This window comes from Pseudomonas sp. PSB11 (assembly GCF_014596605.1).
GTDB classification, from domain to species: Bacteria; Pseudomonadota; Gammaproteobacteria; order Pseudomonadales; family Pseudomonadaceae; genus Aquipseudomonas; species Aquipseudomonas umsongensis.
Map to the genome: position 1 here is coordinate 143,329 of NZ_NOIO01000011.1, position 26,565 is coordinate 169,893.

The 26,565-nt window shown below is 57.5% G+C and carries 26 protein-coding genes and 2 pseudogenes; 20 read left to right on the forward strand and 8 right to left on the reverse strand.

The genetic code is table 11. The features are described from left to right. Positions 1–16: 16 nt before the first annotated feature. From CGA21_RS15415 to galU, 4 genes are all read right to left on the reverse strand, one after another. Positions 17–1,288, reverse strand: coding sequence for an aminotransferase class I/II-fold pyridoxal phosphate-dependent enzyme (locus CGA21_RS15415; protein ID WP_110747765.1), 1,272 nt, complete (start codon positions 1,286–1,288; stop codon positions 17–19). Positions 1,289–1,310: 22 nt separating this feature from the next. Next, a complete protein-coding gene (locus CGA21_RS15420; protein WP_110747768.1) occupies positions 1,311–2,162 on the reverse strand; it encodes a HemK/PrmC family methyltransferase in 852 nt (283 codons plus the stop codon). Further along, positions 2,159–3,592 carry an NAD(P)/FAD-dependent oxidoreductase gene (locus tag CGA21_RS15425; RefSeq protein ID WP_110747771.1) on the reverse strand — a complete coding sequence of 478 codons (1,434 nt, stop codon included), beginning with the start codon at positions 3,590–3,592 and terminating at the stop codon, positions 2,159–2,161. The genes CGA21_RS15420 and CGA21_RS15425 overlap by 4 nt, the downstream gene beginning before the upstream one ends. A 513-nt stretch (positions 3,593–4,105) precedes the next feature. Beyond that, complete coding sequence (gene galU / locus CGA21_RS15430; RefSeq protein WP_008065368.1) at positions 4,106–4,945, reverse strand: UTP--glucose-1-phosphate uridylyltransferase GalU; 840 nt, start codon at positions 4,943–4,945, stop codon at positions 4,106–4,108. A 292-nt stretch (positions 4,946–5,237) separates the two neighbouring features. On the opposite strand from galU, the gene CGA21_RS15435 reads away from it, so the two are divergent. Both CGA21_RS15435 and CGA21_RS15440 read left to right on the forward strand, forming a co-directional pair. Beyond that, a complete protein-coding gene (locus tag CGA21_RS15435) occupies positions 5,238–5,426 on the forward strand; it encodes a hypothetical protein (protein ID WP_110747774.1) in 189 nt (62 codons plus the stop codon). Between the two features lie 129 nt (positions 5,427–5,555). Then, a complete protein-coding gene (locus tag CGA21_RS15440; protein ID WP_033040807.1) occupies positions 5,556–5,837 on the forward strand; it encodes a lipoprotein in 282 nt (93 codons plus the stop codon). A gap of 12 nt (positions 5,838–5,849) precedes the next feature. Here CGA21_RS15440 and CGA21_RS15445 read toward each other — a convergent pair whose 3' ends face one another. Then, positions 5,850–6,080: a hypothetical protein gene (locus tag CGA21_RS15445; RefSeq protein ID WP_110747777.1), complete on the reverse strand. Its 231-nt coding sequence runs from the start codon at positions 6,078–6,080 to the stop codon at positions 5,850–5,852. Between the two features lie 72 nt (positions 6,081–6,152). Continuing rightward, positions 6,153–6,509, reverse strand: a complete 357-nt coding sequence (locus CGA21_RS15450) for a hypothetical protein (RefSeq protein WP_110747863.1) — start codon at positions 6,507–6,509, stop codon at positions 6,153–6,155. Positions 6,510–6,720: 211 nt separating this feature from the next. Here CGA21_RS15450 and CGA21_RS15455 point away from each other — a divergent pair, with 211 nt between their 5' ends. The 5 genes and pseudogenes from CGA21_RS15455 (at position 6,721) to ada (ending at position 9,383) form a co-directional block, all read left to right on the forward strand. After that, on the forward strand, positions 6,721–7,023 hold the full coding sequence (locus CGA21_RS15455) for a DUF1883 domain-containing protein (protein ID WP_110747780.1): 303 nt from the start codon (positions 6,721–6,723) through the stop codon (positions 7,021–7,023). 35 nt (positions 7,024–7,058) lie between these two features. Further along, positions 7,059–7,229, forward strand: coding sequence for a hypothetical protein (locus CGA21_RS15460; RefSeq protein ID WP_177411560.1), 171 nt, complete (start codon positions 7,059–7,061; stop codon positions 7,227–7,229). Positions 7,230–7,249: 20 nt separating this feature from the next. Next, positions 7,250–7,557 (forward strand): annotated as a pseudogene (locus CGA21_RS30405) (2OG-Fe(II) oxygenase); the annotation flags it as partial. A 5-nt stretch (positions 7,558–7,562) separates the two neighbouring features. Beyond that, on the forward strand, positions 7,563–8,228 hold the full coding sequence (gene alkB / locus CGA21_RS15470) for a DNA oxidative demethylase AlkB (protein WP_188264541.1): 666 nt from the start codon (positions 7,563–7,565) through the stop codon (positions 8,226–8,228). A gap of 87 nt (positions 8,229–8,315) precedes the next feature. Then, complete coding sequence (ada, locus tag CGA21_RS15475) at positions 8,316–9,383, forward strand: bifunctional DNA-binding transcriptional regulator/O6-methylguanine-DNA methyltransferase Ada (protein WP_188264530.1); 1,068 nt, start codon at positions 8,316–8,318, stop codon at positions 9,381–9,383. A 117-nt stretch (positions 9,384–9,500) separates the two neighbouring features. Here ada and CGA21_RS15480 read toward each other — a convergent pair whose 3' ends face one another. Then, positions 9,501–10,484: an MDR family oxidoreductase gene (locus CGA21_RS15480; RefSeq protein ID WP_188264531.1), complete on the reverse strand. Its 984-nt coding sequence runs from the start codon at positions 10,482–10,484 to the stop codon at positions 9,501–9,503. A 174-nt stretch (positions 10,485–10,658) separates the two neighbouring features. Between CGA21_RS15480 and CGA21_RS15485 the strand changes: the two genes are divergently transcribed. From CGA21_RS15485 to CGA21_RS15525, 9 genes are all read left to right on the forward strand, one after another. Further along, positions 10,659–11,723: an NAD(P)H-dependent flavin oxidoreductase gene (locus CGA21_RS15485; protein WP_188264532.1), complete on the forward strand. Its 1,065-nt coding sequence runs from the start codon at positions 10,659–10,661 to the stop codon at positions 11,721–11,723. A gap of 121 nt (positions 11,724–11,844) precedes the next feature. After that, the gene (modA, locus tag CGA21_RS15490) at positions 11,845–12,612 is read left to right on the forward strand and encodes a molybdate ABC transporter substrate-binding protein (RefSeq protein WP_223194143.1); all 768 of its coding nucleotides are present in this window, start codon (positions 11,845–11,847) and stop codon (positions 12,610–12,612) included. Further along, on the forward strand, positions 12,613–13,293 hold the full coding sequence (modB, locus tag CGA21_RS15495) for a molybdate ABC transporter permease subunit (RefSeq protein ID WP_179057188.1): 681 nt from the start codon (positions 12,613–12,615) through the stop codon (positions 13,291–13,293). It abuts the gene before it with no gap. A gap of 3 nt (positions 13,294–13,296) precedes the next feature. Then, the gene (modC, locus tag CGA21_RS15500) at positions 13,297–14,376 is read left to right on the forward strand and encodes a molybdenum ABC transporter ATP-binding protein (protein ID WP_188264533.1); all 1,080 of its coding nucleotides are present in this window, start codon (positions 13,297–13,299) and stop codon (positions 14,374–14,376) included. A 76-nt stretch (positions 14,377–14,452) separates the two neighbouring features. Continuing rightward, a complete protein-coding gene (locus CGA21_RS15505; RefSeq protein ID WP_188264534.1) occupies positions 14,453–15,472 on the forward strand; it encodes a DNA topoisomerase IB in 1,020 nt (339 codons plus the stop codon). 72 nt (positions 15,473–15,544) lie between these two features. Beyond that, complete coding sequence (locus tag CGA21_RS15510) at positions 15,545–15,766, forward strand: hypothetical protein (RefSeq protein ID WP_188264535.1); 222 nt, start codon at positions 15,545–15,547, stop codon at positions 15,764–15,766. A gap of 119 nt (positions 15,767–15,885) precedes the next feature. Next, the gene (locus CGA21_RS15515; protein WP_056852777.1) at positions 15,886–16,116 is read left to right on the forward strand and encodes a hypothetical protein; all 231 of its coding nucleotides are present in this window, start codon (positions 15,886–15,888) and stop codon (positions 16,114–16,116) included. 197 nt (positions 16,117–16,313) lie between these two features. Then, on the forward strand, positions 16,314–16,598 hold the full coding sequence (locus CGA21_RS15520; RefSeq protein ID WP_188264536.1) for a hypothetical protein: 285 nt from the start codon (positions 16,314–16,316) through the stop codon (positions 16,596–16,598). 213 nt (positions 16,599–16,811) lie between these two features. Further along, positions 16,812–17,021, forward strand: coding sequence for a hypothetical protein (locus tag CGA21_RS15525; RefSeq protein ID WP_188264537.1), 210 nt, complete (start codon positions 16,812–16,814; stop codon positions 17,019–17,021). Positions 17,022–17,230: 209 nt separating this feature from the next. Here the strand turns inward: CGA21_RS15525 and CGA21_RS15530 are convergent. Continuing rightward, positions 17,231–17,380: pseudogene (locus CGA21_RS15530) on the reverse strand (ParA family protein); the annotation flags it as partial. 385 nt (positions 17,381–17,765) lie between these two features. Here CGA21_RS15530 and CGA21_RS15535 point away from each other — a divergent pair. From CGA21_RS15535 to CGA21_RS15550, 4 genes are all read left to right on the forward strand, one after another. Further along, positions 17,766–19,364 carry an arylsulfatase gene (locus CGA21_RS15535; protein ID WP_411157073.1) on the forward strand — a complete coding sequence of 533 codons (1,599 nt, stop codon included), beginning with the start codon at positions 17,766–17,768 and terminating at the stop codon, positions 19,362–19,364. 684 nt (positions 19,365–20,048) lie between these two features. Continuing rightward, positions 20,049–21,128, forward strand: a complete 1,080-nt coding sequence (locus CGA21_RS15540; RefSeq protein WP_188264538.1) for a glycosyltransferase family 4 protein — start codon at positions 20,049–20,051, stop codon at positions 21,126–21,128. Next, a complete protein-coding gene (locus CGA21_RS15545) occupies positions 21,103–23,259 on the forward strand; it encodes an amylo-alpha-1,6-glucosidase (protein WP_188264539.1) in 2,157 nt (718 codons plus the stop codon). Before CGA21_RS15540 ends, CGA21_RS15545 begins: the two co-directional genes overlap by 26 nt. Positions 23,260–23,357: 98 nt before the next feature. Beyond that, positions 23,358–26,565: CheR family methyltransferase (locus CGA21_RS15550; protein ID WP_188264540.1), on the forward strand; the 3,208-nt coding region annotated here is incomplete at its 3' end.

Sequence of the window (26,565 nt, forward strand, 5' to 3'; positions counted from 1 at the left end):
GGAAAAAACTTGTCAGTCAGGCGTGATCCAGCTCGTTGATAGCAGGCGTCCATAGCCCATTGCTCGTCATAGCCTCCAAAGCCCCCCCTAATAGCCTGACGTCTTTGTCGCTGTGGCTTGCTGATACCGCAAAACGCAACATCGCTTTTCCTTTAGCAATAATTGGATAAAACACCGGGAAGAGCAGCATGCCTTGGTCACGTAGGGTTCTTGCAGCCTGCAAACCGGCCTCCTCTGTTTCAAAGAACGCTCCTCTGACAGGTGACTGAATACGTGCGTTGAGCAACCGGTTATCGGTGAGGGAATCTAAAAGGCTGACGTTTTCCCAAAGTCGCTGTTGCAGCACATCGAGTTCTTCACTGAGATGAATTCTCGCCGAGGCAACGTTGGCCGCCAGCATGGGCAACATAATGGAATGACCAAATATCAGTGGATTCGCCAGGGTTCGGATAACTTCAATATCCCGTGGATCTGAAACCACGACAAAACCACCCGAGCCACCAAAGGCCTTTGAGAGAGACCCCGCCAGAATAATATTTGCTGGTAACGAGTGATCAACCGTTGAAAAGGCATATCCCGCACCATGACGTCCAACGATCGAAATACCATGAGCATCATCTACGTAAAGGTATCCCCGCGCCGACTCTAGCTGCCGAGAGAGCTCGGCGATGGGTACAAGACCACTCATCGACCCAATTCCATCGATCAAAAGCACAGGAGTCTCACCTTTGTCGGTGCAGTCTTTCAGGACTGTGGTCAGCGATTCAGGATTGGTGGACTCAACTCTAGAAACAGAACCGAACTGCTCCAAAATCCCCCTAAGCACCTGCATCGAAGCATGGGCGGTTTTGTCCATTAGCCAGTGGATTCGTTTTTTGACCGGATACCTACTCAACGAACCACTCCCCAGCAACGGTAAAACACCTAAATGGACACTGCTGGTAGAGGTAAACACCGCGACGCCACTACCTCTGTAAACCTGACTAAGCAACTCTTCCAGTTGAGGCAGGTAACTCGGGCGCATTGCACTTCGAGAAGACGACAGGTGCAGTCCGGAAGTTTCCATTGCGCGGTGTGCGGCGTCGATCAATGCCGAATGGGTTTCTAAGCCCAAGTATGAACAGGAAACGAACTCAGTGAACGTACCTCCATCTTGCAAGGTAATGTTCTTACCCACACGACTTGCAACGGTAAAACCTGTCAGTCCTTCCTCGTAAGCCTTCGCCAGCGCCCCAGTAGTGTTACCGCGACGAACGCTCATCCAGTCTTGTTTAGTTTGCGCATTCATTACTAAAACTCCTTTATGAAAATCAACGAGATTTACATCCGATGGTCATTACTGAACTGCCCGACGCGTCGGACGTTTCCTTGTCGATTAACGTCTTTATATTCGTCAACTGACTCTGCTTAAACAGTTCGCGTACCGCTTGGGCCTGCGACTCGCCATGCTCAATGACTAACCAACCTTCGCGACTTAGTAACTGGTTCGCGAGCGAGATGATTTGCCGTATCAGTTCAAGACCATCGACCCCGGAATAGACTGACGCCTGTGGATGGTGATCACTCCATTCAGGCAGCAACTCTTGAGACTGTGGGACGTACGGAGGATTAGCGACAATCAAACCAACTTCATGTGTGAATCGCGTAAATGCCTTTTCGTCGCGAATGTCTGCCTGCAAGTGATTGACCCGTATACCCTTGCAGGCAAGCCTGTCGATGTTGCGCTTGAGGTACTGCACCGCTATCTCATCAAACTCCACGCATGTCACTTTCAGATCTGGTCTGCGCCGTGCGATCGCCAGGCCAATCGCGCCGCTTCCAGCACACAAATCGAGAACACTCGCTCCCGATCGCAGCGCAGCGTTGGTCTCCAGCCACTTGTGAATGATTTGGCTGTGAGGACGGGGGATAAACACGCCGGTACCTACCACAAGCGGCATTTCGTCAAACTCCACCATGCCAACAATATGCCCGAGAGGAATTCGGTTACAGCGTTCTTGAACCGCCAACATAAATTCTTCGATCGCACGGCCTTTATCCACCCGTTCGATATAGCGATCTATAAGACAACTCAAATCTTCTTCCAAGTCCCAGATACCAGATTCCTGCAACATGGCCCGCGCTTGACTAATAGCAAGATACTCACGATCAGTAAGACTCATGACCACTCCTTGTAATACTGCGAAAGTCTTTTCAAGATCGACTCATAAAGATAAGAGAACGCCACCAATTCCGGCGGGGGCGTAAATGACGGATGCAAGTCATTTATCAGCTCGTCATAATTACGCGACAGCCCTTCATCCAGAAGAGGAAACCAATAAGGTTTTATATCCCAACGATATTCATATCCTGTGGCAAACATCTGCTGTACCGTTTCCCTGACTGTATGCTCGCGGGCAAACCCAGATAACGGAGCACGGACTGGTTTGAAAGGGCTGAGATCCAGATCAGGAGTCTCTACATCGGTTAGGCAATCAGCTATATAGCGCGCCAACAATGGTGATTGGTGCAGGCCATCTCGGTAGGTACCTGTTGCGAGCCAAAGACCTTTGATGCAGCACTCGCCAATCAATGGGAAACCATCTGCTGGAATTGGTCTGTTGCCAACTTGTATGGAAATTATTTCAGCGCCATGAAGGTCCAGATTCAATTGATCAACAGCACAATCAAGTAAAAACTGAACATCTGATATGAGAGCGTTTTGCTTTGGCCGCTCCGAAATAATGTTAGTTGCGCCCAGATACAAGACACCATCCCCACGAGGGACGCAGTGTAAGCCGCATGCAAAGGCACGATTTGGCGTCCGTATGACCGAACTTGGTAAATCGACCCCTTCTGGCATCTTTACGAGAATGGAAACGCCATAACCACTGAACAGCGGTGGAATTTTCTTTACAAGTTCGTCGAAATCACTGAGCAAATCCAGAGATTGAACGCCTGCGGCAACCACAACCTTCTTTGCCCAGAGAACCTCCCCACTGCACAACTCGACACCCGTTGCTACCCCACCCTCAGCCAACACTCGCTTAGCATTCTCATTTTTCAGAGTGCCGCCTTCGGCGACAAATGCAGCATCCAGTTTTTCCAGTAAAAGGTGAGAATTCACCGAATGTTCGTTTGGTATGTACAACCCCCTTAGAGGACGAACCAGATGGTTGGGCTTAAGCCACTCCATCTTGCGTGGATCAACAATTTCGAACGGTTCGCCATACTCACGAAGGGTATTTTCGATGGTGTCGTAGTTAACGCTGTCCACCTCATCCATGCCGGCGGTATTAAGCAGCACATGGGTCCCAATAGCGGTAAATAACGAACTAGAGTTACCTGAAGAAGTTGCCAACCGCTGCGCCCAGCTTGACCACAGGTGTTGGGCTTGTCGGTCCATATCTAGTTTCAATCGACCATAATCGCTCGAAAGTAACCCGCTTGTTACCTCCCCGAAACATCCATTCATAGCTCCCGCGGCTTTTGACGCTGCATTTGTGCGATCAGTCTCACCAACGCGACATACACTTAATCCTCGTGTTGATAGCTCATATGCAATTGACCCACCAATTGCTCCTGCACCCACGACAATAACATCGAATTCCATGTACACCTCAAACCGTCACCAGCAACGGAGAAATAAATTATTAATCAGGAAACAATTTATTTCTAAGGCTTCGTCACATCGCAATTCAATATGCGAATTATTTCATGATATTTCCACGTTACAAATTGACATAAGTATATGCAGAATGTAGGAACAAGCCTTCAGACAACAGGAGGAGAACAACAAAAAATACCATAAATGAAATTGATATTTCAGCAATACCAATTCTCAATTATGCGGACACGCGTACTCAACAGAACAAATAATCTACTGGACGCACTCCTTACAAAATAAATTCAGCCATAAATATTGGACAGTACCAATTTTATTAGCTTAGATTATTTTATCTAGCGAGGTTTCCGCCTTGCGCGGTGGGCGAAATCAATATTTGAAAGGTTTCTTTCAACGCGCAAAAACAAACGCCCCGAACAAGTCGGGGCGTTTGTTTAGGCCTTCGTCAACATGATTACATGCTTATGAAGATCGCTTTCGATACAAGCCGCTGAGGCGCTATCAGTAAGCCTTGCCCGTCTTGTAGAAATTCTCGAAGCAGAAGTTCGTCGCGTCGATGTAGCCTTCCGCGCCGCCGCAGTCGAAACGCTTGCCCTTGAACTTGTAGGCCATCACGCAGCCGTTCTGGGCCTGTTTCATCAGGGCGTCGGTGATCTGGATTTCGCCGCCCTTGCCTGGCTCGGTCTGTTCGATCAGGTCGAAGATGTCCGGGGTCAGGATGTAGCGACCGATGATGGCCAGGTTCGATGGCGCATCTTCAGGTTTTGGTTTTTCCACCATGCTGTGCACGCGGTAGATGTCGTCGCGGATCATCTCGCCGGCGATCACGCCGTACTTGTTGGTCTCTTGCGGGTCGACTTCCTGGATGGCCACGATCGAGCAGCGGAACTGCTTGTACAGCTTGACCATCTGGGTCAGTACGCCGTCGCCTTCGAGGTTGACGCACAGGTCGTCTGCCAGCACCACGGCGAAGGGTTCGTCGCCGATCAGCGGACGGCCGGTCAGGATCGCGTGGCCCAGGCCTTTCATTTCGGTCTGGCGGGTGTAGGAGAACGAGCAATTGTCGAGCAGCTTGCGGATGCCGACCAGGTACTTTTCCTTGTCAGTGCCCTTGATCTGGTTTTCCAGCTCGTAGCTGATGTCGAAATGGTCTTCCAGGGCGCGCTTGCCACGACCGGTGACGATAGAGATTTCCGTCAAGCCAGCGTCCAGTGCTTCTTCGACGCCGTACTGGATCAGTGGCTTGTTTACCACCGGCAGCATTTCTTTAGGCATGGCTTTGGTCGCTGGGAGGAAGCGAGTGCCGTAACCGGCTGCTGGAAACAAGCATTTCTTGATCATATAAGTCCTTGAAAGGGCTGTGTGTACGGGTTTCGGCGCAGTCTAATCAGGCGGCGTACACCTTACAATGCCCCGCACTGGCTAACCGATGCCATCATAGAGAAATATTCTCGCCGTTAGTTCCGCAGCGAGCACCGCGAATGGACCGGCAGCCTGTTATTGATAGCAGAGTCCGCCAGGTTTGCACGCCAAGTCAACCCATGGCCAAGTGCACCAACCCGCGCCCAGCGGCACCCGAACGGTGCATTTGGCGGTATCATGGCGCCCTTGAACCAGCCAACGAGGCAAATAGATGTCAGAAGCAAAAAGCGTCAACGGGTACTTGATCAACAAGGCCAAAGATGGCCAGTGGTGGGTAGCCGGCGTTGGCGGTGAAAATATTGCCGGACCTTTCCCCTCCGAAGCCATGGCGATCGAAGTGGCATCGGTGTTGCAACTGGAACACCCGGCACCGAAACGACGGGGCAAGGACAAGAATTGATCCAGGCCTGACGCCCTGCCCTTGTGCAGGGCTTTTTTGCAAATATCCGCAAGAAGTGGCCTTTGGCTATAACCTTTTGCCTACCGCGCTGTCACAGGCTTTGCCCCTTATCCTGACGACGACAACGACATGACCAAATTTTTGCCGCTGATTGCGGTCCTGGCCCTCAGTGGCTGCGCCACCTCCGAAACCACTTACCTGAACAATGGCGAACAAGGCCTGGCCATTGACTGCTCCGGCGAGGCCAATTCCTGGGCGACCTGCTACGAAAAGGCCGATGCGTCTTGCGCTGGCACCGGCTACCGGATCGTTGGCACTGACGGCTCACCCGCCCCCAAAGAAAGCGACAAGACCCTTGGCGTCGACGTTGGCAACTACAAGAATCGTAGCGTCGTGGTGGTCTGCAAATAGGGGCATCGTGCCCTACATGTGGATTTCGGCGAACTTGATCCCCAGGCCGCGTACGGTCTCGACCAGTTCGTCGAGACTGCTGAAGGACTCGACTTCGTCGCTTTCATCTACAAGGAAAAAACTGCGCCCGGCGCTTTTCTTGAAAAAAACGATCCACTCCCCCGGATTCGCCGGGTTCTGAATCACATGGGTGGCGCAGATTTGGCCCTCTGCATGCCGCTCCCGTACCCGCTCTCGCTTCATGTTCGACTCCAGAAATGACAATGCCGGCAAAGGCGCGCTTTGACGGCATTGGTGCTGACGGTCGACAGTCTATCAGCCGGAAATGCACGCCGTGGCGGCATCGCGTACATCGAAGGGACGTATCGGCACATTGGAGATGCGCTCGTGCAGCTTGATGCTGCTGCCACCCGAGCGCTGTTCGATATCAAACACCGCGGCCGGCCCCGAGGTAAGCTTCTGCGGCACGATCACCCGCACCCCGTCTTTCTGCTTCTCGACCTGCAAGGCGCCACGGCTGTCGGCGAGTTTTTCGCTCAGGCACTGGGCGTACTCAAGGGGCTTCTTGCCGGAAATCACATTCATGGTCGGCAGCGTCTGGTTGATGTCCGAGACACTTGCACAACCACCGACTGCCAGAACCCACGGCAAGCCAAACATGCCCCACTTCATATGAAATCTCCAATAAAGACCCTCGGACAGCACAAATAAGGGTTTTCTCCGGGCTTGACTGCTTTTTTCTTCCCCGGCACGCGATATATGCATTTTTATTGTCCAGCCGGGCCCGGAGAGCCGGATAATAACGCCCCGGGGCTGATAAACTGCGCCAATCGACCATGCTATCGTTTTGATTTTGTAGAAAAAGCCCTTCTGGAGGCGCCTCATGAAATTTATCCACCAGCGCGAGCACCTCAACGAAGACGACATCGTCGTCATTCAATGCTCGCAAACGTGCAACATTCGCTTGATGAACGACGCCAACTTCCGCAGCTTCAAGAATGGCGGTCGTCACACCTATCACGGCGGCGCGTTCGACACCTTCCCGGCCCGTATCACGGCGCCGAGCACCGGGTTCTGGAACATCACCATCGATACGGTCAACCGCCGGCCGATCAGTGTGACGCGCAAGCCGACCCTGACACATTCGATCAAGATCATCCGCCGCTCCAACTCGAAACTGAGCTGAGCAGCGCCTTAATACACAGACAGACAGGTATGACCGTGGCCCAGACGACCAAATACGTCATCAAGTACAAACTCAATGGCGAACGCCGCTTCGAATTTGCCCAGCTGGAAAACGGCACGGCAGAAGAAGCCAAAGCCGCGCTGGACGCGCTTCATGGCCAGAGCGAAGACGTCATCAGCGACATCAGCGTCAGCAAAGCGCTGTAACATCGTTTGGAGCAACAACATTTCCCGACAGCCACGCCACCTTCCTCGAGCGCTGTCATGCCGCCGGCCAATAGCGTCCGACGCCTTTGTTGCTCCAATACGGGACACAGCATTACAACTGCCTGCCCCCGGTTACAATTAATGAGGCCGGCGAGTCGCCTGTAGGAGCCCGGCTTGCCGGCGAAGGTTTGCTTAAACATTGCGCAGGTCTTCAGGACGCCTTCGCTGGCAAGCCAGCTCCTACAGGGTCACCCTGCGCCACGGCGTCAGTCGCTTGCACAGTGGAAAACGGCATACTCTTGGGATCATCTTTCACGACGCATCATGAGCACCATGAAACCGACCACCCTGGACTTGTTTGCCGATGTAGAGCCCGAGCAGGAACGCCGACGCGAGCAGATCGGCGAACAGTCCTACGTCCTCAGGGGCTTTGCCCTGCCCTGGCTTGCGCGCTTGTTACCGGCACTGGAGACCGTGCTGGCGGCCGCACCGTTCCGGCAAATGGTCACCCCTGGCGGCTTCACCATGTCGGTGGGCCTGAGCAGTTGCGGGACCTGGGGCTGGACCACCGACCGCAGCGGTTATCGCTACACCCGCGAGGATCCCCGGACCGGCCTGCCTTGGCCCCCCATGCCCGAGGTGTTTTTGCAATTGGCGCAGGCGGCGGCACGGGAAGCAGGATTTGCCGATTTCGTGCCGGACTCCTGCCTGATCAATCGCTATGTGCCCGGGGCGAAAATGTCCTTGCATCAGGACAAGGACGAAAAATCCTACGCTGCACCCATCGTTTCAGTATCGCTGGGGTTACCCGCAATGTTTCTGTTCGGCGGCTTCGCGCGCAGCGACAAAAGCCAACGGGTGCCGTTGCTGCATGGCGACATCGTGGTCTGGGGCGGCGTGGATCGCTTGCGTTATCACGGTGTGCTGCCGATCAAGAATGGCCACCACCCACGCCTGGGCGAGCAGCGGATCAACTTCACGTTTCGTACCGCGCGGTGAGACCGTGGAGTTTGACCGCAAGCGCCGGAGTGTGGGCCTACGGGCCGCTGGTTAATCTGCGGCAAACGGGTCAACGGATGTAAAGCCATGACAAGCCAATCGACAACAAGCAGCACCGAAAACGATCCACGCTGGGCCGCGGTGGTCGCCCGCGATCCACAGGCGGACGGGCAGTTTGTCTATGCGGTGAAAACCACCGGGATCTACTGCAACCCCAGCAGCCTCTCGCGCTTGCCGAAACCGCAGAACGTCGAATTCTTCGACAGCGCCGAACTTGCCCAGGCCGCCGGTTATCGCCCAAGCAAGCGCGCGGCAAAGGATCAAAGCGCGGTCGCCGCGCAACATGCCGCCACCGTGGCCGCCGCGTGTCGCCAGATCGAAACCGCCGAGGCGCTGCCCGCGCTGAACGAGCTGGCGCAAGCGGCAGGACTGAGCAGCTTTCATTTCCATCGGGTGTTCAAGTCCGTTACCGGCCTGACGCCCAAAGGCTACGCCGCGGCCCATCGTTCGCGCCGAATGCGCGAACGGCTGGCGGATGGCCGCTCGGTCACCGATGCGCTGTACGACGCCGGCTTCAACTCCAACAGCCGTTTCTATGAAGCGGCGGATAAGGTGTTGGGGATGAAACCCACTGATTACCGTGCCGCGGGGCAAAACAATGACATTCGTTTTGCGGTTGGCCAGTGTTCCCTCGGCGCGATCCTGGTGGCGCAAAGCGAGCGTGGGGTCTGCGCGATTCTCCTCGGCGACGATCCGCAGCAACTGGTTTGCGACCTGCAGGACAAGTTTCGCCGCGCCACACTGATCGGTGCCGATCAGGCCTTCGAACAGTTGATCGCCAGGGTCGTGGGCTTCATCGAAGCCCCGGCTCTTGGGCTGGACTTGCCACTGGATGTGCGCGGCACCGCGTTTCAGGAGCGGGTCTGGCAAGCCCTGCGGGACATCCCCGTCGGCAGCACCGCCAGCTACGCCGACATCGCCCAACGCATCGGCAACCCCAAAGCGGTGCGCGCAGTGGCGCAAGCTTGCGGCGCGAACAGCCTGGCAGTCGCGATCCCCTGTCACCGCGTGGTACGCAGCGACGGCAACCTGTCGGGGTATCGCTGGGGCGTGGAGCGCAAGCGGCAATTGCTGGAACGGGAAAAACCCCTGTAGAAGCGAGCAGGCTCCGGGCGGCGTTCCGACGCTGGTCGTCAACGATAACGCTGGGCACCTGCCCCCCCCCCCCGCCGCTCTCAGGTTTTTCGCGAGCAGGCTCGCTCCTACAGTCGATCAGCGATTCACATCCACCACCACTCGCCCGCGCAGCTGTCCGGCCAGCAAGCGCGGGGCGGCTTCGATCGCTTCGCTCAAAGCGATTTCATGGCTGATCAACGGCAACAAGTTAAAGTCCAGATCCTTGGCCAATCGACTCCAGGCCTCTACACGCCTGGCTTTAGGCTGGGTCACGCTGTTAATCCCGGCCAGCGTCACGCCGCGCAGGATAAAGGGCGCGACGGAAGCCGGAAAGTCCATGCCCTGGGCCAGCCCACAAGCGGCGACGGTGCCTTCGGAGCGGGTACTGGCACAGGCGTTGGCCAGGGTGTGACTACCCACCGAGTCGATGACCGCTGCCCAACGTTCCTTGGCCAGCGGCTTGCCGGGCTCGGATAAGGTGGCGCGATCGATGATTTCACTGGCGCCCAGTTGCTTGAGGTATTCGTGTTCCGACAGGCGACCCGTGGAAGCGACGACCCGATAGCCTAGCTTGCTCAGCAATGCGATGGCGAAACTGCCCACGCCGCCGTTGGCCCCGGTGACCAGAACCTCGCCTTGGTCGGGCGTCACACCGTTGCGCTCCAGCGCCATGATGCACAGCATCGCCGTGTAGCCTGCCGTGCCGATGGCCATGGCCTGGGCTTCAGTGAAGGCCTCGGGCAACGCAATCAGCCATTCGCCCTTGAGACGTGCCTTTTGCGCCAGGCCACCCCAATGCCCTTCGCCCACGCCCCAGCCATTGAGCAGGACTTTGTCACCCGCCTTGTAGTCCGGATGCGTGCTGATCTCGACAGTCCCCGCCAGGTCGATCCCCGGCACCATCGGGAATTTGCGCACCACCGGGCTGCTGCCGGTGATCGCCAGGCCATCCTTGAAATTCAGCGTGCTGTACGCCACACGCACCGTCACATCGCCCTCGGGCAGCTGGTCATCATCGATCTGTTGCAGTGTGGCCCGGTAACCGCTTTCGTCTTTGTCGATCAAAATACCTTGGAACATTGCTGCCTCCTGGTGAGATCACCTGTTGTGGTGTGATTTAAATACCATTTCGCAAAATATTACCCTATTGGACTTTAAGCCAATTCGCCTGTGGCAAACATGACTGGCATAACCGCAGGCATTGCTGTTAAAAATCGAGCCCTGCCCGGTTCCAACGTCGGAGTACAAACTGAAATGAGTCAATGGCCAGATACGCGCATTCTTGACCTGCTCGGAATCGAGCTCCCGATTATCCAGGCCCCCATGGCCGGCGCCACCACCGCTGCCATGGTCATTGCGGCAAGCAACGCCGGCGGCCTCGGCTCGATGCCTGCCGCCATGCTGAGCGTCGAGCAATTGCGTGACGAGCTCAAGGGCATTCGCCAACAGTGCCAGCGCCCGATCAACGTCAACTTCTTCTGCCATCAGCCGCCGGCGGCCGACGAGCAACGCGCCCAGGACTGGAAAAACCTGCTGCAGCCCTATTACCGCGAACTGGGTATCGATTTCGATGCACCGACACCGGTGTCCAATCGCGCGCCGTTCGACCAGGGCGCCTGCGAAGTGGTCGAACAATTGCGCCCCGAAGTCGTGAGTTTCCACTTTGGCCTGCCGGAAAAATCCCTGCTGGATCGGGTCAAGGCCACCGGGGCAAAGGTACTGTCCTCGGCCACCACCGTCGAAGAGGCCATCTGGCTCGAGCAGCAGGGTTGCGACGCGATCATCGCCATGGGTCTTGAAGCGGGCGGGCATCGGGGTATGTTTCTCAGTGATGACCTGAGCAGCCAGGTCGGCACCTTCGCCCTGGTGCCCCAAGTGGTCGATGCCGTGAACGTACCGGTGATTGCCGCTGGCGGCATTGCCGATGCGCGGGGTGTGGCGGCGGCGTTCATGCTGGGGGCTTCGGCGGTGCAAGTGGGCACGGCGTACCTGTTCACGCCAGAGGCCAAGGTCAGTGCCGCGCATCACCAGGCCTTGCGGACCGCCAGGGAAAGCGAGACCGCGGTCACCAACATTTTCACCGGTCGCCCGGCACGGGGGATACTCAATCGGGTAATGCGCGAGCTCGGGCCGATGAGCGACCATGCGCCGCGTTTTCCCCTCGCAGGCGGTGCATTGCTGCCGTTGCGTGCCAAAGGCGAGGCAGACTTCAGCAACCTCTGGGCCGGACAGGCATTCACCCTGGGGGTTGAGTCGGGCACCGCCGAATTGACCCGACGCCTGGCCGAGGAAGGGTTGGCGAAGTTGCTCCGGCGCTGACCGTGGTGGCGGGGAACACGGTTAGCGCTGCAACACATTCCGTTTACCGGCATTTCGCTATATATTCCGATATATAGCGATTCACCCATCTTGCAGCACTTGCCTGTGACGGAGCCGTTTCATGACCATTCGTGCCTCACGTTTTGCCCCCACTTGCCTGGCGAGCCTGCTCGCCGTGTTCGCCTTCGGCTCTGCCCAGGCAGACGAGGTCCAGGTCGCTGTCGCTGCCAACTTCACCGCGCCGATCCAGGCCATCGCCGCTGACTTCGAGAAGGACACCGGGCACAAACTGGTCACGGCCTTCGGTGCAACCGGGCAGTTCTATACCCAGATCAAGAATGGCGCGCCGTTCGAGGTGTTCCTCTCGGCAGACGACACCACCGCGCAAAAACTTGAAGCCGAAGGCGACACCGTCAAGGGCTCGCGCTTCACCTACGCCATCGGCACGCTGGCCCTGTGGTCGGCCAAGGCAGGCTACGTCGATGCCAAGGGCAACGTCCTGGGCGATAACACCTATCAGCATCTGTCCATCGCCAACCCGAAAGCCGCGCCTTACGGCCTTGCAGCGACCCAGGTGCTGGCCAAAAAAGGCCTGGCCGACAAGGTCAAGGACAAGCTCGTCGAAGGACAGAACATCACCCAGGCCTACCAGTTCGTGTCCACGGGCAATGCCGAACTCGGCTTCGTTGCCTTGTCGCAGATCTACAAGGACGGCAAGATCACCAGCGGCTCGGCGTGGATCGTCCCGGCCGACCTGCATGACCCGATCAAGCAAGACGCGGTCATCCTCAACAAGGGCAAGGATAATCCAGCCGCCAAGGCACTGGTCGAGTACCTCAAGGGGCCAAAAGCCGCTGCCATCATCAAGTCCTACGGTTACCAGATCTAAATGTCGCTATCGAGTGCCGATTTTTCCGCCATCTGGCTGACCCTGAAACTGGCGTCCCTGACGACCGTCATTCTTTTGCTGGTCGGTACTCCACTGGCGTTATGGCTCTCGCGCACCCAATCCTGGCTGCGCGGCCCGGTCGGGGCGATCGTCGCCCTGCCCCTGGTGCTGCCGCCCACGGTGATCGGTTTCTATCTGTTGCTGGCGCTCGGCCCCCACGGGTTTGTCGGCCAGTTAACCCAATCCCTTGGACTTGGCACCCTCACCTTCAGTTTTGCAGGGTTGGTGATCGGGTCGGTGCTGTATTCGATGCCGTTCGTGGTCCAGCCGCTGCAAAACGCTTTTTCCGCCATTGGCACCCGTCCGCTGGAAGTGGCCGCCACCCTGCGCGCCGGTCCCTGGGACACATTTTTCAGCGTCACCCTGCCCCTGGCCAGGCCCGGTTTCTTCACCGCGGCCATCCTCGGCTTTGCCCACACCGTCGGGGAATTCGGCGTGGTGCTGATGATCGGCGGCAACATCCCCGACAAGACCCGAGTGGTCTCGGTGCAGATCTACGATCACGTCGAAGCCATGGAATATGCCCAGGCCCATTGGCTGGCCGGGGTCATGCTGGTGTTCTCATTTGCAGTGTTGCTGGCGCTGTACTCCAGCCGTAAAACCAAAACAGGCTGGAGCTGATCGATGATTCAAATGCGTCTGAAACTGAGTTATCCGGGGTTCGCCCTCGATGTCGATCTGCAGTTGCCCGGCCGCGGGGTAACGGCGCTGTTTGGACACTCCGGGTCTGGCAAGACCACCTGCCTGCGCTGCATCGCCGGGCTGGAACGCGCCGACGAGGGATTTATCCAAGTCAACGATGAAGTGTGGCAAGACAGCGCCAAGGGGGTTTTCGTCCCGCCGCACAAGCGCGCACTGGGTTACGTGTTCCAGGAAGCCAGCCTGTTCCCTCATCTGTCGGTGCTGGCCAACCTGCAATTTGGCCTCAAGCGCATCCCCAAGCCTCAGCGCCGGGTCGACATGGCACACGCGACCGAACTGCTGGGTATCAGTCATCTGCTCGACCGCCATCCGCAGCACCTTTCCGGCGGCGAACGGCAGCGTGTCGGCATGGCGCGCGCCCTGCTCACCAGCCCGACACTGCTGTTGATGGACGAACCGCTGGCAGCACTGGACGCGCAACGCAAAAGCGAGATCCTGCCTTACCTGCAACGGCTGCACGATGAACTGGACATCCCGGTGCTCTATGTCAGCCACTCCCAGGATGAAGTCGCGCAACTGGCCGATCACCTGGTGCTGCTCAGCGACGGCAAGGCGCTCGCCAGCGGCCCCATCGGCCAGACCCTCGCACGCCTCGACTTGCCGCTGGCGCTGGGTGACAACGCCGGCGTAGTGATCCAAGGGCATGTCGCCGCTTATGACGCCGACTACCAGTTGTTGACGCTGCAACTGCCCGATACGGACCTGAACATTCGCGTGACCCACACGCCGATGGCGATGGGCCAGGCGTTACGTTGCAAGGTCCAGGCGCGGGATGTCAGCCTCAGCCTGCTCGGCGATTACCAAAGCAGCATCCTCAATCGCCTGCCCGTGACGGTGGTCAGCGAAATGCCCGCCGACAACAACGCCCATGTGCTGGTGCGCCTGGACGCCGAGGGCAGCCCTTTGCTTGCACGTATCACCCGCTATTCCCGGGACCACCTGCACCTGCACCCGGGCCAACGTCTCTGGGCGCAGATCAAGGCCGTGGCCGTGCTGGCGTAACGCCGTGGGCACGACTGGCGCGGCGCGGGGTCAATGGCTGTAACGGCCCCTCGATCCCTCGCCCAGGACAATCGCCATGCCCGATGCACTGCCCCGTGACCTGCACTACGTCGATGACACCCAGCCCGGCATCACCCGCCGCAAACTGCGCGGCAAATTCTGCTATTTCGACCCCACTGGCCAGCGCATCGTCGACCCGCAAGAAATCCAGCGCATCAACGCCCTGGCGGTACCCCCGGCCTATACCGACGTGTGGATCTGCAGCGACCCGCGCGGGCACCTGCAGGCCACCGGTCGCGACGCCCGCGGGCGCAAGCAGTACCGCTATCACCCGCGCTGGCGCGAGGTGCGCGACAGCGACAAATACTCGCGGCTGAGGGATTTCGGCCTGGCCCTGCCCAAGCTGCGCAAACAACTGGAAACCTTGCTGGAGGCGCCGGGTTTGAGTCGCGACAAGGTCATGGCCACCGTCATCACCTTGCTCGACGCAACGCTGATCCGTGTCGGCAATACCCAGTACGCCCGAGACAACCGCTCCTACGGCCTGACCACCCTGCGCAACCGCCATGTCGAGGTCAACGGCAGTGCGATCCAGTTCCAGTTTCGCGGCAAGAGTGGCGTCGAGCACCAGATCACCGTGAAGGACCGGCGCCTGGCGCGTATCATCAAGCGTTGCCAGGACATTCCCGGGCAAAACCTTTTTCAATACCTCGATGAAAACGGCGAGCGACACACGATCACTTCCGCCGACGTCAACGCCTACCTGCAAACCCTGACCGGCGCCGACTTCACCGCCAAGGACTACCGCACCTGGGCCGGCAGCGCCCTGGCCCTGGCGGTTCTGCGCGAGCTCGAGTGGCAACCCGAGTCCCAGGCAAAACAGCACGTGGTGGCGATGGTCAAGGACGTCGCCAGACAGTTGGGCAACACTCCGGCGGTGTGCCGCAAGTGCTACATCCACCCGGCGGTACTCGATGGTTTCCTGCTCGGCGCCCTGGCGCAACTGCCAAAGCCGAGGGTTCGTAAAGGCCTGCGGGCGGAGGAAGTCGCACTGGCGATGCTGCTGGAGAAAATGGCGTCCGAGGCGACGAACTGACCTGCCTATTTTTTGCACGATTGCAAATGGCTTCTATAGTTGATCTGTACGCCAATCAGCTGCGGTGAAGCCATGGAAGACATTTTCGTCGTCAAGCGCTGCAACAAGATCATCATTCATGGACGCCGGGCTGGAGAAACCGTGCATCAACCCGCTGAAGCCGCCGTCTGGTACCGCATCGCCGATACCCGCACCAATGGTTTCATCGGTGACGGCTACGATCATGAATACGATGCCCAGCGGGTATGCCGACAGCTCAACGCCCGGTCACAAGTGATGGTCCGGCAAGGCTGACAAACATTCGCGGGTCTATACTGACAAAGTGCTGAAGGATCAGCGCCCATCGGTACAAAGCTCGCTTGCGGCGGGCTTTTTACTGCCAATCTTCAGGTTCTTAAACGGAGGTGTTCCCCATGTCCGAAAAAGAGTCCATCACCACCCTGCTCACCCTGCTCGACTCCCGTCAGGTTCGCCTGGCCGCCGCGTGCAAGGAAATCGCCGACTGGGTCGATCATCAAGGCGGACACCCGACTGCGCTCAGAATCCGTGATCGTCTGAACGACATCGAGAAGGATACACCCCTGATCCGCAATACACTGTCGTCGCTCAAGCCAGTCGACCGGCCTCTGCCACGGTTCAGATGATCCAGATCGGGATACCGATACGCAGGCACGACCTGATGCAGGACGCATGATCGGCGACGCTATCGTCGCCGAGCGAGTGCTTGCCTGATTCTTGTCCCTCAAACCAGCCGGGCGCTGGTTTTTTTGCGACCGCAAGCGGCGAACATCACTAACACAGGGTTGTCTAACGATTACTTCGTTACGAAGGAGGCGTTCTGATGGTCACCCACTTCAAAATCGGCGGGCACCTTGCCTGCGGTCACAAGGGCAGCAACCTCACCTCCACCCGGGAACTGAATCGGGTGAAATGCAGAAGCTGTCGAAACACCGACGCTTACAAAGAGGCGCGCAAAACCGAGCGCAACGCTGCACGCCGCGCCGCACGCAAGGCAAAAACCGCTCACGTGGTCAATGACTGGCGCCAGGCCTGGACCGAGCGACTGACCGCCATGGCAGGAATGCAACGGCTGCCACGGGGCTTTCATGGCCAGGGCTTCGTCTAGAGGCACGAGGATCGGGTCGATCTGATCGGCCCGTTCCTGACAATCGACGCATCCCCCCGGGTCTTTCGCAACAATGTCCGACGCACCGCTACAGCACGCGCCTGAACCCTTCCGATGTGAGGCATTGGCGACAATGGCCTTCCTCGGCTAGGGTCATTTTGCGTATAGAACCAAGGCGTGTTGATTGGCAGAAATCACCCCATGGAGGAAGCGATGTCATCCACTCGTAATGCCGAGCAAACCTACCGCCAGTGGTCCAGCCCGATCCTGCTTGAACTCAAGGAGCGAGAACACCAAATGTCCCCGTCAGACCGCGAAGCGTTGCAAAACATCTTGCTGGAAAGAAGGCTGATCAACGTCGGCAACCCGAACGGCAACGATCGGCGCAAAGCGGATTTGAGCACTGAGGATAAACAGCAATAACGAGCGGCCTGGCAGCCGACCAGTCTTTTGCGGATACCCCCCAATCCCCTGTAGGAGCGAGCATGCTCGCGATGGACGTTAACGATAACGCGCCCTGTCTGGATGAATACGTTGTCAGGACCTTCTTCGCGAGCAGGCTCGCTCCTACAGGCTCACTCGCTATATAAATAAATTGAAACCACAAATCGCCGTTACCGCAGGAATGGATACTCGGACAGTTCCACCAGCAGCTTGCGCAGCTTGTCGACCTTGAACTTGCTCTCGAGCTTTGACTGCAGGTCAGACAGCTCAGGGCTGGCGGTTACCAGGTCAAGGTTGGCGTAAGGCGTGCCGGTAATGTTCAAGCGATTCTTCCTGCCATTACAGTTTTACGACATTGGCGGCACAAGGCCCGGATTAGAGCGATGGAGTGGAGACCTTCATGACCTGTTCAATAAAAAACATCGATGGTCGAAGTGCAAATAATCGACGAACGACATCTAATCCACGAGCTACGACCACGCGGGGCGCGAATTGTCGAACTAATCTTGCACGACTGCCTTGAGCAGTGAATGGAAATGTCATCGCGTTGTTTGATGGCTACCTTGAACTGTCCAGGCTAAACGTTGGGGGTTACTAACGATCATGCTTGTTGTTTTGCGCTCGATGCTTGAGCGGCCCGCAACGAGTATCGGACTTGAGAAAGGAAACCTTATGAACGAGTTCGCGCACCGCCCCAGGTTTTACCTCGCCTGTTCATTGTTGATGGCAATCAACTTTGCCCAAGCTGCCCAAACCGAAAAACCCAATATCCTTTTCATCGTCTCCGACGACACCGGCTACGGTGACCTGGGCCCCTACGGCGGCGGCGTGGGTCGAGGGATGCCAACGCCGAGCATCGACCGGCTCGCCGCAGAGGGCACCACCTTCTACTCCTTCTATGCCCAACCAAGCTGCACCCCAGGCCGCGCCGCCATGCAGACCGGGCGCATCCCCAATCGCAGCGGCATGACCACGGTGGCGTTCCAGGGCCAGGGCGGCGGTTTGCCGGCGGCTGAATGGACATTGGCATCGGTGCTGAAAACCGGCGGCTATGAGACTTACTTCACCGGCAAGTGGCACCTGGGCGAGGCTGATTACGCACTGCCCAATGCCCAGGGCTACGACGTGATGAAGTACGTTGGCCTCTATCATCTCAACGCCTACACCTATGCCGACCCTACCTGGTTCCCGGACATGGATGAAGAAACCCGTGCCATGTTCGCCAAGGTGACCCAGGGCGCGTTGTCGGGCAAGGCCGGGGAAAAAGCCGTTGAAGAGTTCAAGATCAACGGCCAGTACGTCGACACCCCGGTAGTGGATGGCAAGCCCGGTGTCGTGGGCATTCCGTTCTTCGACAACTATGTGGAAAAGGCGGCGCTGGAGTTTCTCGACACCGCGGCCAAATCCGGCAAGCCGTTCTTTATCAACGTCAACTTCATGAAGGTTCACCAGCCCAACCTGCCAGCGCCGGAGTTCGTCCACAAGTCGATCTCCAAGACCAAGTACGCCGACTCCGTGGTTGAGCTCGATACCCACATTGGCCGCATCCTCGACAAGCTCAAGGCGCTGGGCCTGGATAAGAACACCCTGGTGGTCTACACCACCGATAACGGCGCCTGGCAGGACGTTTATCCGGACGCTGGCTACACGCCCTTCCGTGGCACCAAAGGCACCGTGCGTGAAGGGGGCAACCGGGTGCCGGCGATCATGTCCTGGCCCGGCAAGATCAAGCCGGACGCAAAAAACCACGACATCATCGGCGGACTGGACCTGATGGCGACGTTCGCCTCGGTTGCCGGGATCAAGCTGCCGGACAAGGATCGCGAAGGAAAACCGATCATGTTCGACAGCTATGACATGACCCCTGTGTTGCTCGGCACCGGCCCTGATCCGCGCAAGGAGTGGTTCTACTTCACCGAGAACGAACTCTCCCCGGGCGCTGCCCGTGTCGGCAATTACAAGGCGGTGTTCAACCTGCGTGGCGACAACGGCGCCGTGACCGGTGGCCTGGCCGTCGACAGCAACCAAGGCTGGAAAGGCCCGTCCAAGTATGTAGCGACCGTACCGCAGGTGTTCGACTTGCTGCAGGATCCGCAGGAGCGCTATGACATTTTCATGAACAACTACACCGAGCGCACCTGGACAATGGTGCCAATCAGCATGGCAATCACCCAGCTGATGAAAACCTACGTTCAGTACCCTCCTCGCAAACTGCAAAGCATGAGCTATGACGGCCCGATCGAATTGTCCAAGTACCAGAAGTTCCAATCGGTACGCGAAGATTTGGAGAAGGAAGGCATCACTATTCCAATACCCAACTAGCGCAAGCAGCCAGCGCCTGCGCTTGATTGGCGCGGCGCTGGCGTTCGACGGGGGATTCAACCCAAGGTTGTTCGTTGAGAATCGCTGGCTGCGATGTGGTTTGTGTCACTCTGAGCATTCATTACCAGGTTTCCCGAGGCAATCTCCCGCGCACGAGATACCCCCCATGCCAGTGCCGTGGTCATCGTATCGTGGGGCAAACAGTCGTGGGCCTCTTCAAATAAAGGCGAACCGTTTTTGTCGTAGACACCGATGAATAGCTGCGTTCTACCCTTTCTGGAAACTCTTGTTTGAACATCAATGAGAGTGCCATCATTTTGCAATTCATCGTGGGATCGACAATGCAACTCGCAGTCCGCCCAGAGCCAATACGTGGAACCTCTGCGCATCATCTTCGTGGCCTCCCTCTTGTTTGAATTTCGATGAAAACCAACGCAATACGAAATATTTAGTACGACAAATCTACAGCGTCAACTTACTGAAACCCGCCACTTGTCGGACGATTTCCTCCACGAAAATCATTCCCAAAACTATATATTTGCAATATCACTGTCGCTGCACATTTAGCTTTCCTCTATGAATTAACCGCTTGTCGTGGCAATAAATCCAATGTCTTTACGGTCAGGTCGAAAAACTTGACGGCAGGTCTTTTCCATAAACGCTGATTACTTAGAGATCGCGGCTATGAAAATCGCACAAATAGCCCCGCTGTATGAATCCGTGCCCCCTTGTCTCTATGGAGGAACCGAAAGAGTCGTAGCTCATCTAACGGATGCTTTAGTCGGACTGGGACATGACGTCACCCTTTTTGCCGCCGAGGGATCGCGCACTTGTGCAAACCTGGTCGCAGCCCGGGATCAGGCGTTGCGACTGGACAGTAGTCCGTTGAAGTCCGAGTTGGCGAGTCACTTGAGTTTGCTGTATGAGTTGCGACATCGGGCGGCAGCGTTCGATGTGCTGCACTTTCATATAGACCTGTTGCATTTTCCATTTTTCGAAGACATGGCGCATAAGGTCTTGACCACTATTCATGGTCGCCTTGATATCAAGGATCTGGAGGGAGCCTATTCTCGATGGTCTCACTATCCCCTGGTTTCAATTTCGCAACATCAGCGCCAGCCATTACCGAACGCCAATTGGATCGACACCGTTTATCACGGTTTACCGCAGTCCAGTCTGACGTTCCATTCAAGACCGGGTGACTACCTCGCCTTCCTGGGGCGTATTTCTCCGGAAAAGCGTCCCGACCGGGCTATCCGCATTGCGCACGCTGCCGGCTTGCCACTAAAAATCGCCGCCAAGGTCGACGCCGCCGATCGCGAATACTTCGAACGGCAGATTCGCCCTTTGCTGACACTGCCAGGCGTCGAGTTCATCGGCGAGATTGGCGATGCCGACAAATCCGCGTTCCTGGGCAACGCCCGGGCGCTGCTCTTTCCCATTGATTGGCCCGAACCCTTCGGCCTGGTGATGATCGAGGCCATGGCCTGCGGTACGCCGGTCATCGCCTGGCGCTGCGGTTCTGTCCCCGAAGTGGTTGATCATGGTGTAACCGGCTTCATAATCAATAGCGAACAAGAGGCGGTGCTCGCTGCCCGTCAGGTACTTGAGCTTGATCGACAAGTGATACGTGACGTATTCGTCAGACGTTTTTCAGCCAAGGTGATGGCGCAACATTATGTTGACCTCTATCGGAAACTCACCGACAGGTCTGATTACACAGTGCCGGACATAGCCCATGAATACATCGTCCAGCAATCCTGAACAGCCTCAACCAAAACCCGGTGCGAACGAACCCGTTGCGCATACCTTGTATGTGCTGGTCGATCACAATACGTACCTGGTGGCCAATGCATTCGGTGATATCGACGGCGGTGCCGTGGGCATGTTCTACCACGACACGCGTTTGTTATCCGAATATCAATTGACCGTGGCGGGTCGGCGTCCGTCGCTGCTCTCGGCGGCGGTCAGCCGCGACAACGTGTACTTCCGCTCACATTTGACCAACCATCCGCTACCGGTACTGGGAGAAGAGGACACACCGCAAGGCGTCATCCATATCGAGCGCAAACGCTTTCTTTGGGAAGAGCGAATGTTCGAGCGCATCTGCTTTTTCAACTACAGCGAGCAACCCGGCAAACTACCGGTTGAACTGCGGTTCCGGGGAGACTTCCTCGACATGTTCGAAGTTCGTGGTCAAAAACGGCCATTGCGTGGCACGCTGACCAAACCTGAAGTACTCGACCAGGGCGTGATGCTTCATTACCAGGGACTGGACCATCAGCGACGCTGCATGGCGATCAGTTTTTCCCGATTGCCAGAACACATCAGCGGCGACAGTGCGAGTTTTCAGATCGATATCGGCGCTCACGAGCGCCGCGAGTTGTATGTTGAAGTAGGCTCCAGCATTGTCAGTCCTGGCCGCACGCGCTATCGGTCCGCCGCCGCGCAAGCTTGCCGGGCCATGCGCAGGAAAGAGCAGCGAGGGGCTCGGATCAAGGCTTCCGGCCGGCTGTTTCAGGGTTGGATAAACAAATCCCGGGCTGACCTGGCCTTATTGACTGCCGATCTTCCCTCCGGCCCCTACCCCTATGCCGGCGTTCCTTGGTACTCCACACCTTTTGGCCGCGATGCGATTATCACAGCCTATCAATCACTCTGGCTCAACCCGTGCCTTGCCCGAGGTGTGCTCGCCTACCTGGCTGCTCATCAGGCCACGGAGATTTCGACCTTCAGCGATGCTGAGCCGGGAAAAATCATGCATGAGACGCGTCAGGGTGAAATGTCGAAACTCAACGAATTACCCTTTGCCCGTTATTACGGAGGCGTCGATACGACCCCCTTGTTCGTGATGCTGGCCGGCGCCTATGCAAAACGCACCAACGATCGGGCGTTCATTGAAGCACTTTGGCCGGCACTGGAACTGGCCACGCTCTGGATGGAGACCAATGCCTCGAAGAATGCCGAAGGCTTTATCAGCTACCAGCGAGGGGAAGTCACCGGCTTGGCCAATCAAGGCTGGAAAGACAGTCATGACGCCATTTTTCATCGCGATGGCCGCACCCCGGTTGGGCCCATCGCATTGATAGAAGTGCAAGGCTACGCCTGGCGCGCATTCTTGAGCATGAGCACCTTGGCCAGGCAACGAGGCAATGAGCAAGCTGCGGTTCGATGGCAAGGCATCGCAGAAAACCTGCGCCGGGCGGTTGAAAAATGCTTCTGGATGGAGGATCAGCAATTTTACGCACTGGCGCTCGATGGCAATGGCCAGCGTTGCGAGGTGAAGGCCTCGAACGCAGGTCACCTGCTGTTCACCGGATTACCCATGCCTGAACGGGGAAAAACGGTTGCCCGGCAATTTCTGACCAACATCTTCAATAACGGCTGGGGCGTTCGAACACTTGAAACCGGGGCCGTGCGGTTCAACCCCATGTCTTATCACAACGGTTCGGTTTGGCCGCATGACGTTGCCCTGTGCGCAGCAGGTATGGCCCGATATGGCGAGTATACGGGCGTCGTTCGTGTCCTCAGCGGGATGTTCGAAGCCGCGACGTTTTTCGGGATGCGGTTACCCGAACTGTTCTGCGGGTTCAAGCGTGGTCCGGGTGAGGCACCGGTTGCCTATCCAGTCGCCTGTTTGCCTCAAGCCTGGGCAGCAGGCTCCATTTTCATGCTCTTGCAGGCATGCCTGGGGATCAGCATTGACGCTGCTGACTGTCGAGTGATCATCAGGCAACCTCGACTGCCCATTGGTATTGACCGTCTGGAAGTGCGGACACTCCAGATCAATGAACACAGCGTCGATCTTGGCTTTCAACGAATTGGCGACCGCGTTGCGGTTTACATAGAACGACAAGATGGTCCAAGCTTGATTCGACTCGACGTTAAATTGTAAATCGCTGTCATCCGCCGATATCCACGCCAGGGACCGGAATCGCGGTTTACCCTGGGCAGCTGTAGGCAGAGCTTGCCCCGGAGATCAAGGTGCCTCCTATGAGAACTACTCCCAGCCGCTCACCCAATGTTCCGCAACGAAAGGAACTGACCCCCAGCAACCTTGCATTTCCGGTGGTCGGGATTGGCGCCTCCGCTGGCGGCCTCAACGCGGTAAAATCGTTTTTTGAACACATGCCCAATGACAATGGCATGGCCTTCGTGGTCATTCTTCATTTGGCGCCAGACCATGAAAGCATTGCCGACCGGATCATTCAGGGCGTCACGCAAATGCCGGTGCGCCAGGTGACCGAGACGATCCCGATCGAGAAAAACTGCGTCTACGTCATTTCGCCGGCCCATGCTCTGATCATGAATGACGGCTACCTGTCGGTCGCTCCTGCACAGCGCTCGGCGGGAAGCCACATTGCTATCGATCTGTTCTTCAGGGATTTGGCGGATGTGCACAAGGAGCGCGCTTTTTGCGTGGTGCTTTCCGGCGCCGGCTCCGATGGCGCGGTCGGTCTGTCGCGAATCAAGGAGCAAGGGGGCGTCACCCTGGTCCAGACGCCCGAAGAGGCCGAGTTCGACAGCATGCCGCGCGCGGCCATCGACACGCGGATGGTCGACCTGGTGATGCCCGTAGCGCAAATCCCACAAAAGCTCCTGGAGCTTTGGCACAACGCACAGACCATCACCCTGCCCGGCGCCAATGATCCAGGCCTCAAGACGGCCCTTCCCGAGGAACGGGATGCAGCAAAGACCGAGCGTATCCTGCAGGACATCCTGTTGCACTTGCGCACCCATACCGGCCACGATTTCAAGCACTACAAGCGCGCCACGGTCCTGCGCCGGATAGAGCGACGCTTGCAAGTGACCGCCCAGCCAAACCTGGCCGCCTACTACGACTACCTGCAAACGCACCCGGAAGAAAACAACGCCCTGCTGGGCGATATGCTGATCGGCGTGACCAACTTTTTCCGCGACCGCGAAGCCTTCGAAGCGCTGGAACGCGAAGTGGTGCCCAACCTGGTGAAATCGTTACGCGACTCCCAGCCGCACCGTGAGGAAATTCGCATCTGGTCCGCCGGTTGTTCGACAGGTGAGGAAGCCTACAGCGTGGCCATTCTGATCAGTGACCAATTGGCGCTAGAGGCTACAGCGGCCAAAGTGCAGGTATTTGCCACGGACATCGATGAGCGCGCCATCGCCATTGGACGCAGGGGCCTTTATCCCGGGGCGATCATCACCGATGTCCCTCCCCAGCGCCTGCGTCAGCATTTCATCAAGGAGGGCCAGAACTTCAGGGTGCACAAGGAGATCCGTGACAAGGTGCTGTTCGCCAAGCACAGCCTGTTACAGGACCCACCGTTCTCGCAGATGGACCTGATTGTCTGCAGGAACCTGTTGATTTACCTGGACCGCGACGTACAACGCACCCTCTACGAGATGTTTCATTTTGCCTTGCGGCCGGGCGGTTTCCTGTTTTTGGGGGCATCCGAATTTGCCGATGGCTGCCCGGACCTGTTTACCCCGGTGGACAAACGCAATCGCATCTTCCGCGCCAAGAGCCCTGCGACCACGCCTCGGCGCGCCCCGGCCCTGCCTCACGACGGCTATGCGCGAACCGCCATCAGCGCCCGCCCCCTTGAAACCCAGACGAATCGCAAGATTTCCTTCGCCGATATCCATCTGCGCGCGCTGGAAAAGACCGCACCACCGAGCATCATTGTCGACGTCAACGGCAACATCCTGCACCTGAGTGAAGGCGCCGGGCGCTTCCTGCGGTATGTGGCAGGAGAGCTGACCCGCAGCTTACTGGCACTCGCACTTCCAGAATTGCGACTGGAGCTGCGCACGATGCTCTACCAGGTTCATCAAACAGGCGCTGCCGTCACCTCGAACAAGGTCCGTATCCAACGCGAACAGCGGTATTACCAGGTGGATCTGAGCGCGCACCCGTACAAGGATGAAGAGACCGACAGCGAGTACGTGCTGGTGATCCTCGAGGAGCAGGAAATCGTTGCGAATCTACAGTTGGATGTTGCCTCGAACGAGAGCGACAACCAACTGCTGGCCAGCCTCGAGCATGAACTGCAGCGCACCAAGATGCACTTGCAGGAAACCATCGAGCAATCGGAAGTCTCCAGTGAAGAACTCAAGGCTTCGAACGAAGAAATGCAGGCCATCAATGAAGAGCTGCGTTCGGCCACCGAAGAGCTGGAGACCAGCAAGGAAGAGTTGCAGTCGATCAACGAGGAGCTGCTGACGGTCAACTACGAGCTCAAGACCAAGGTTGAAGAAACCGACAAGATCAACGACTACCTTTCCAACCTGATTACCTCCACCGACATCGCCACGGTGTTCGTCGATCGCAACATGCGCATCCGCTGGTTCACCCCCCGGGCCACGGACATCTTCAGCATGCTGCCGGTCGACACCGGGCGCTCGTTGATGGACATCACCCACCGTCTCGATTATCCGGAAATGGTCGAGGATGCGGAGACGGTTTTCGGCTCGCTGAACATGATCGAGCGCGAGATCAGCAGCAACGACCAACGCTGGTACATCGCCCGATTGCTGCCCTATCGTTCCAGCGAGGATCATATCGACGGCACGGTGCTGACCTTTATCGACATCACCAAGCGGCGAGCGGCGGAGGATGAGTTGCGCTTGAATAACGAGCGCATGCGCCTGGTTGCCGAAAGCACCCACGATTTTGCGATCATCATTCTCGACGAGCATGGCGTGATTACCGACTGGAACACCGGCGCGCAGCTGATTTTCGGTTACGCCAAGGACGAAGTGCTCGGCGCCTATTACGACCTGATCTTTACCCCCGAGGACCGCGCCGAGGGCGTGCCGGAAACCGAACTACGCCTGACCCGTGAGCAAGGCCGCGGCGAAGACGAACGCTGGCACTTGCGCAAGGACGGCAGCCGCTTCTATTGCAGCGGCGAAGTCACGCTGCTCAAGGGCGAGAACCTGCAGGGCTACGTGAAGATTGCCCGCGACCTCACCGGTCACAAGCGCATGCACGACCAACAAAGCCAGCAACTGGCCGAGACCCAGACCAGCAGTCACCTCAAGGACGAGTTCTTTGCCGTGATGTCCCACGAACTCAAGCACCCGCTCAATCTCATCCAGCTCAATGCCGAACTGCTGCGGCGCCTGCCGATGACCAAATCCGCCGGGCCGGCCATCAAAGCCGTGAACACCATCTGCGATGCGGTCGCCAGCCAGGCGCGGATCATCGACGACCTGCTGG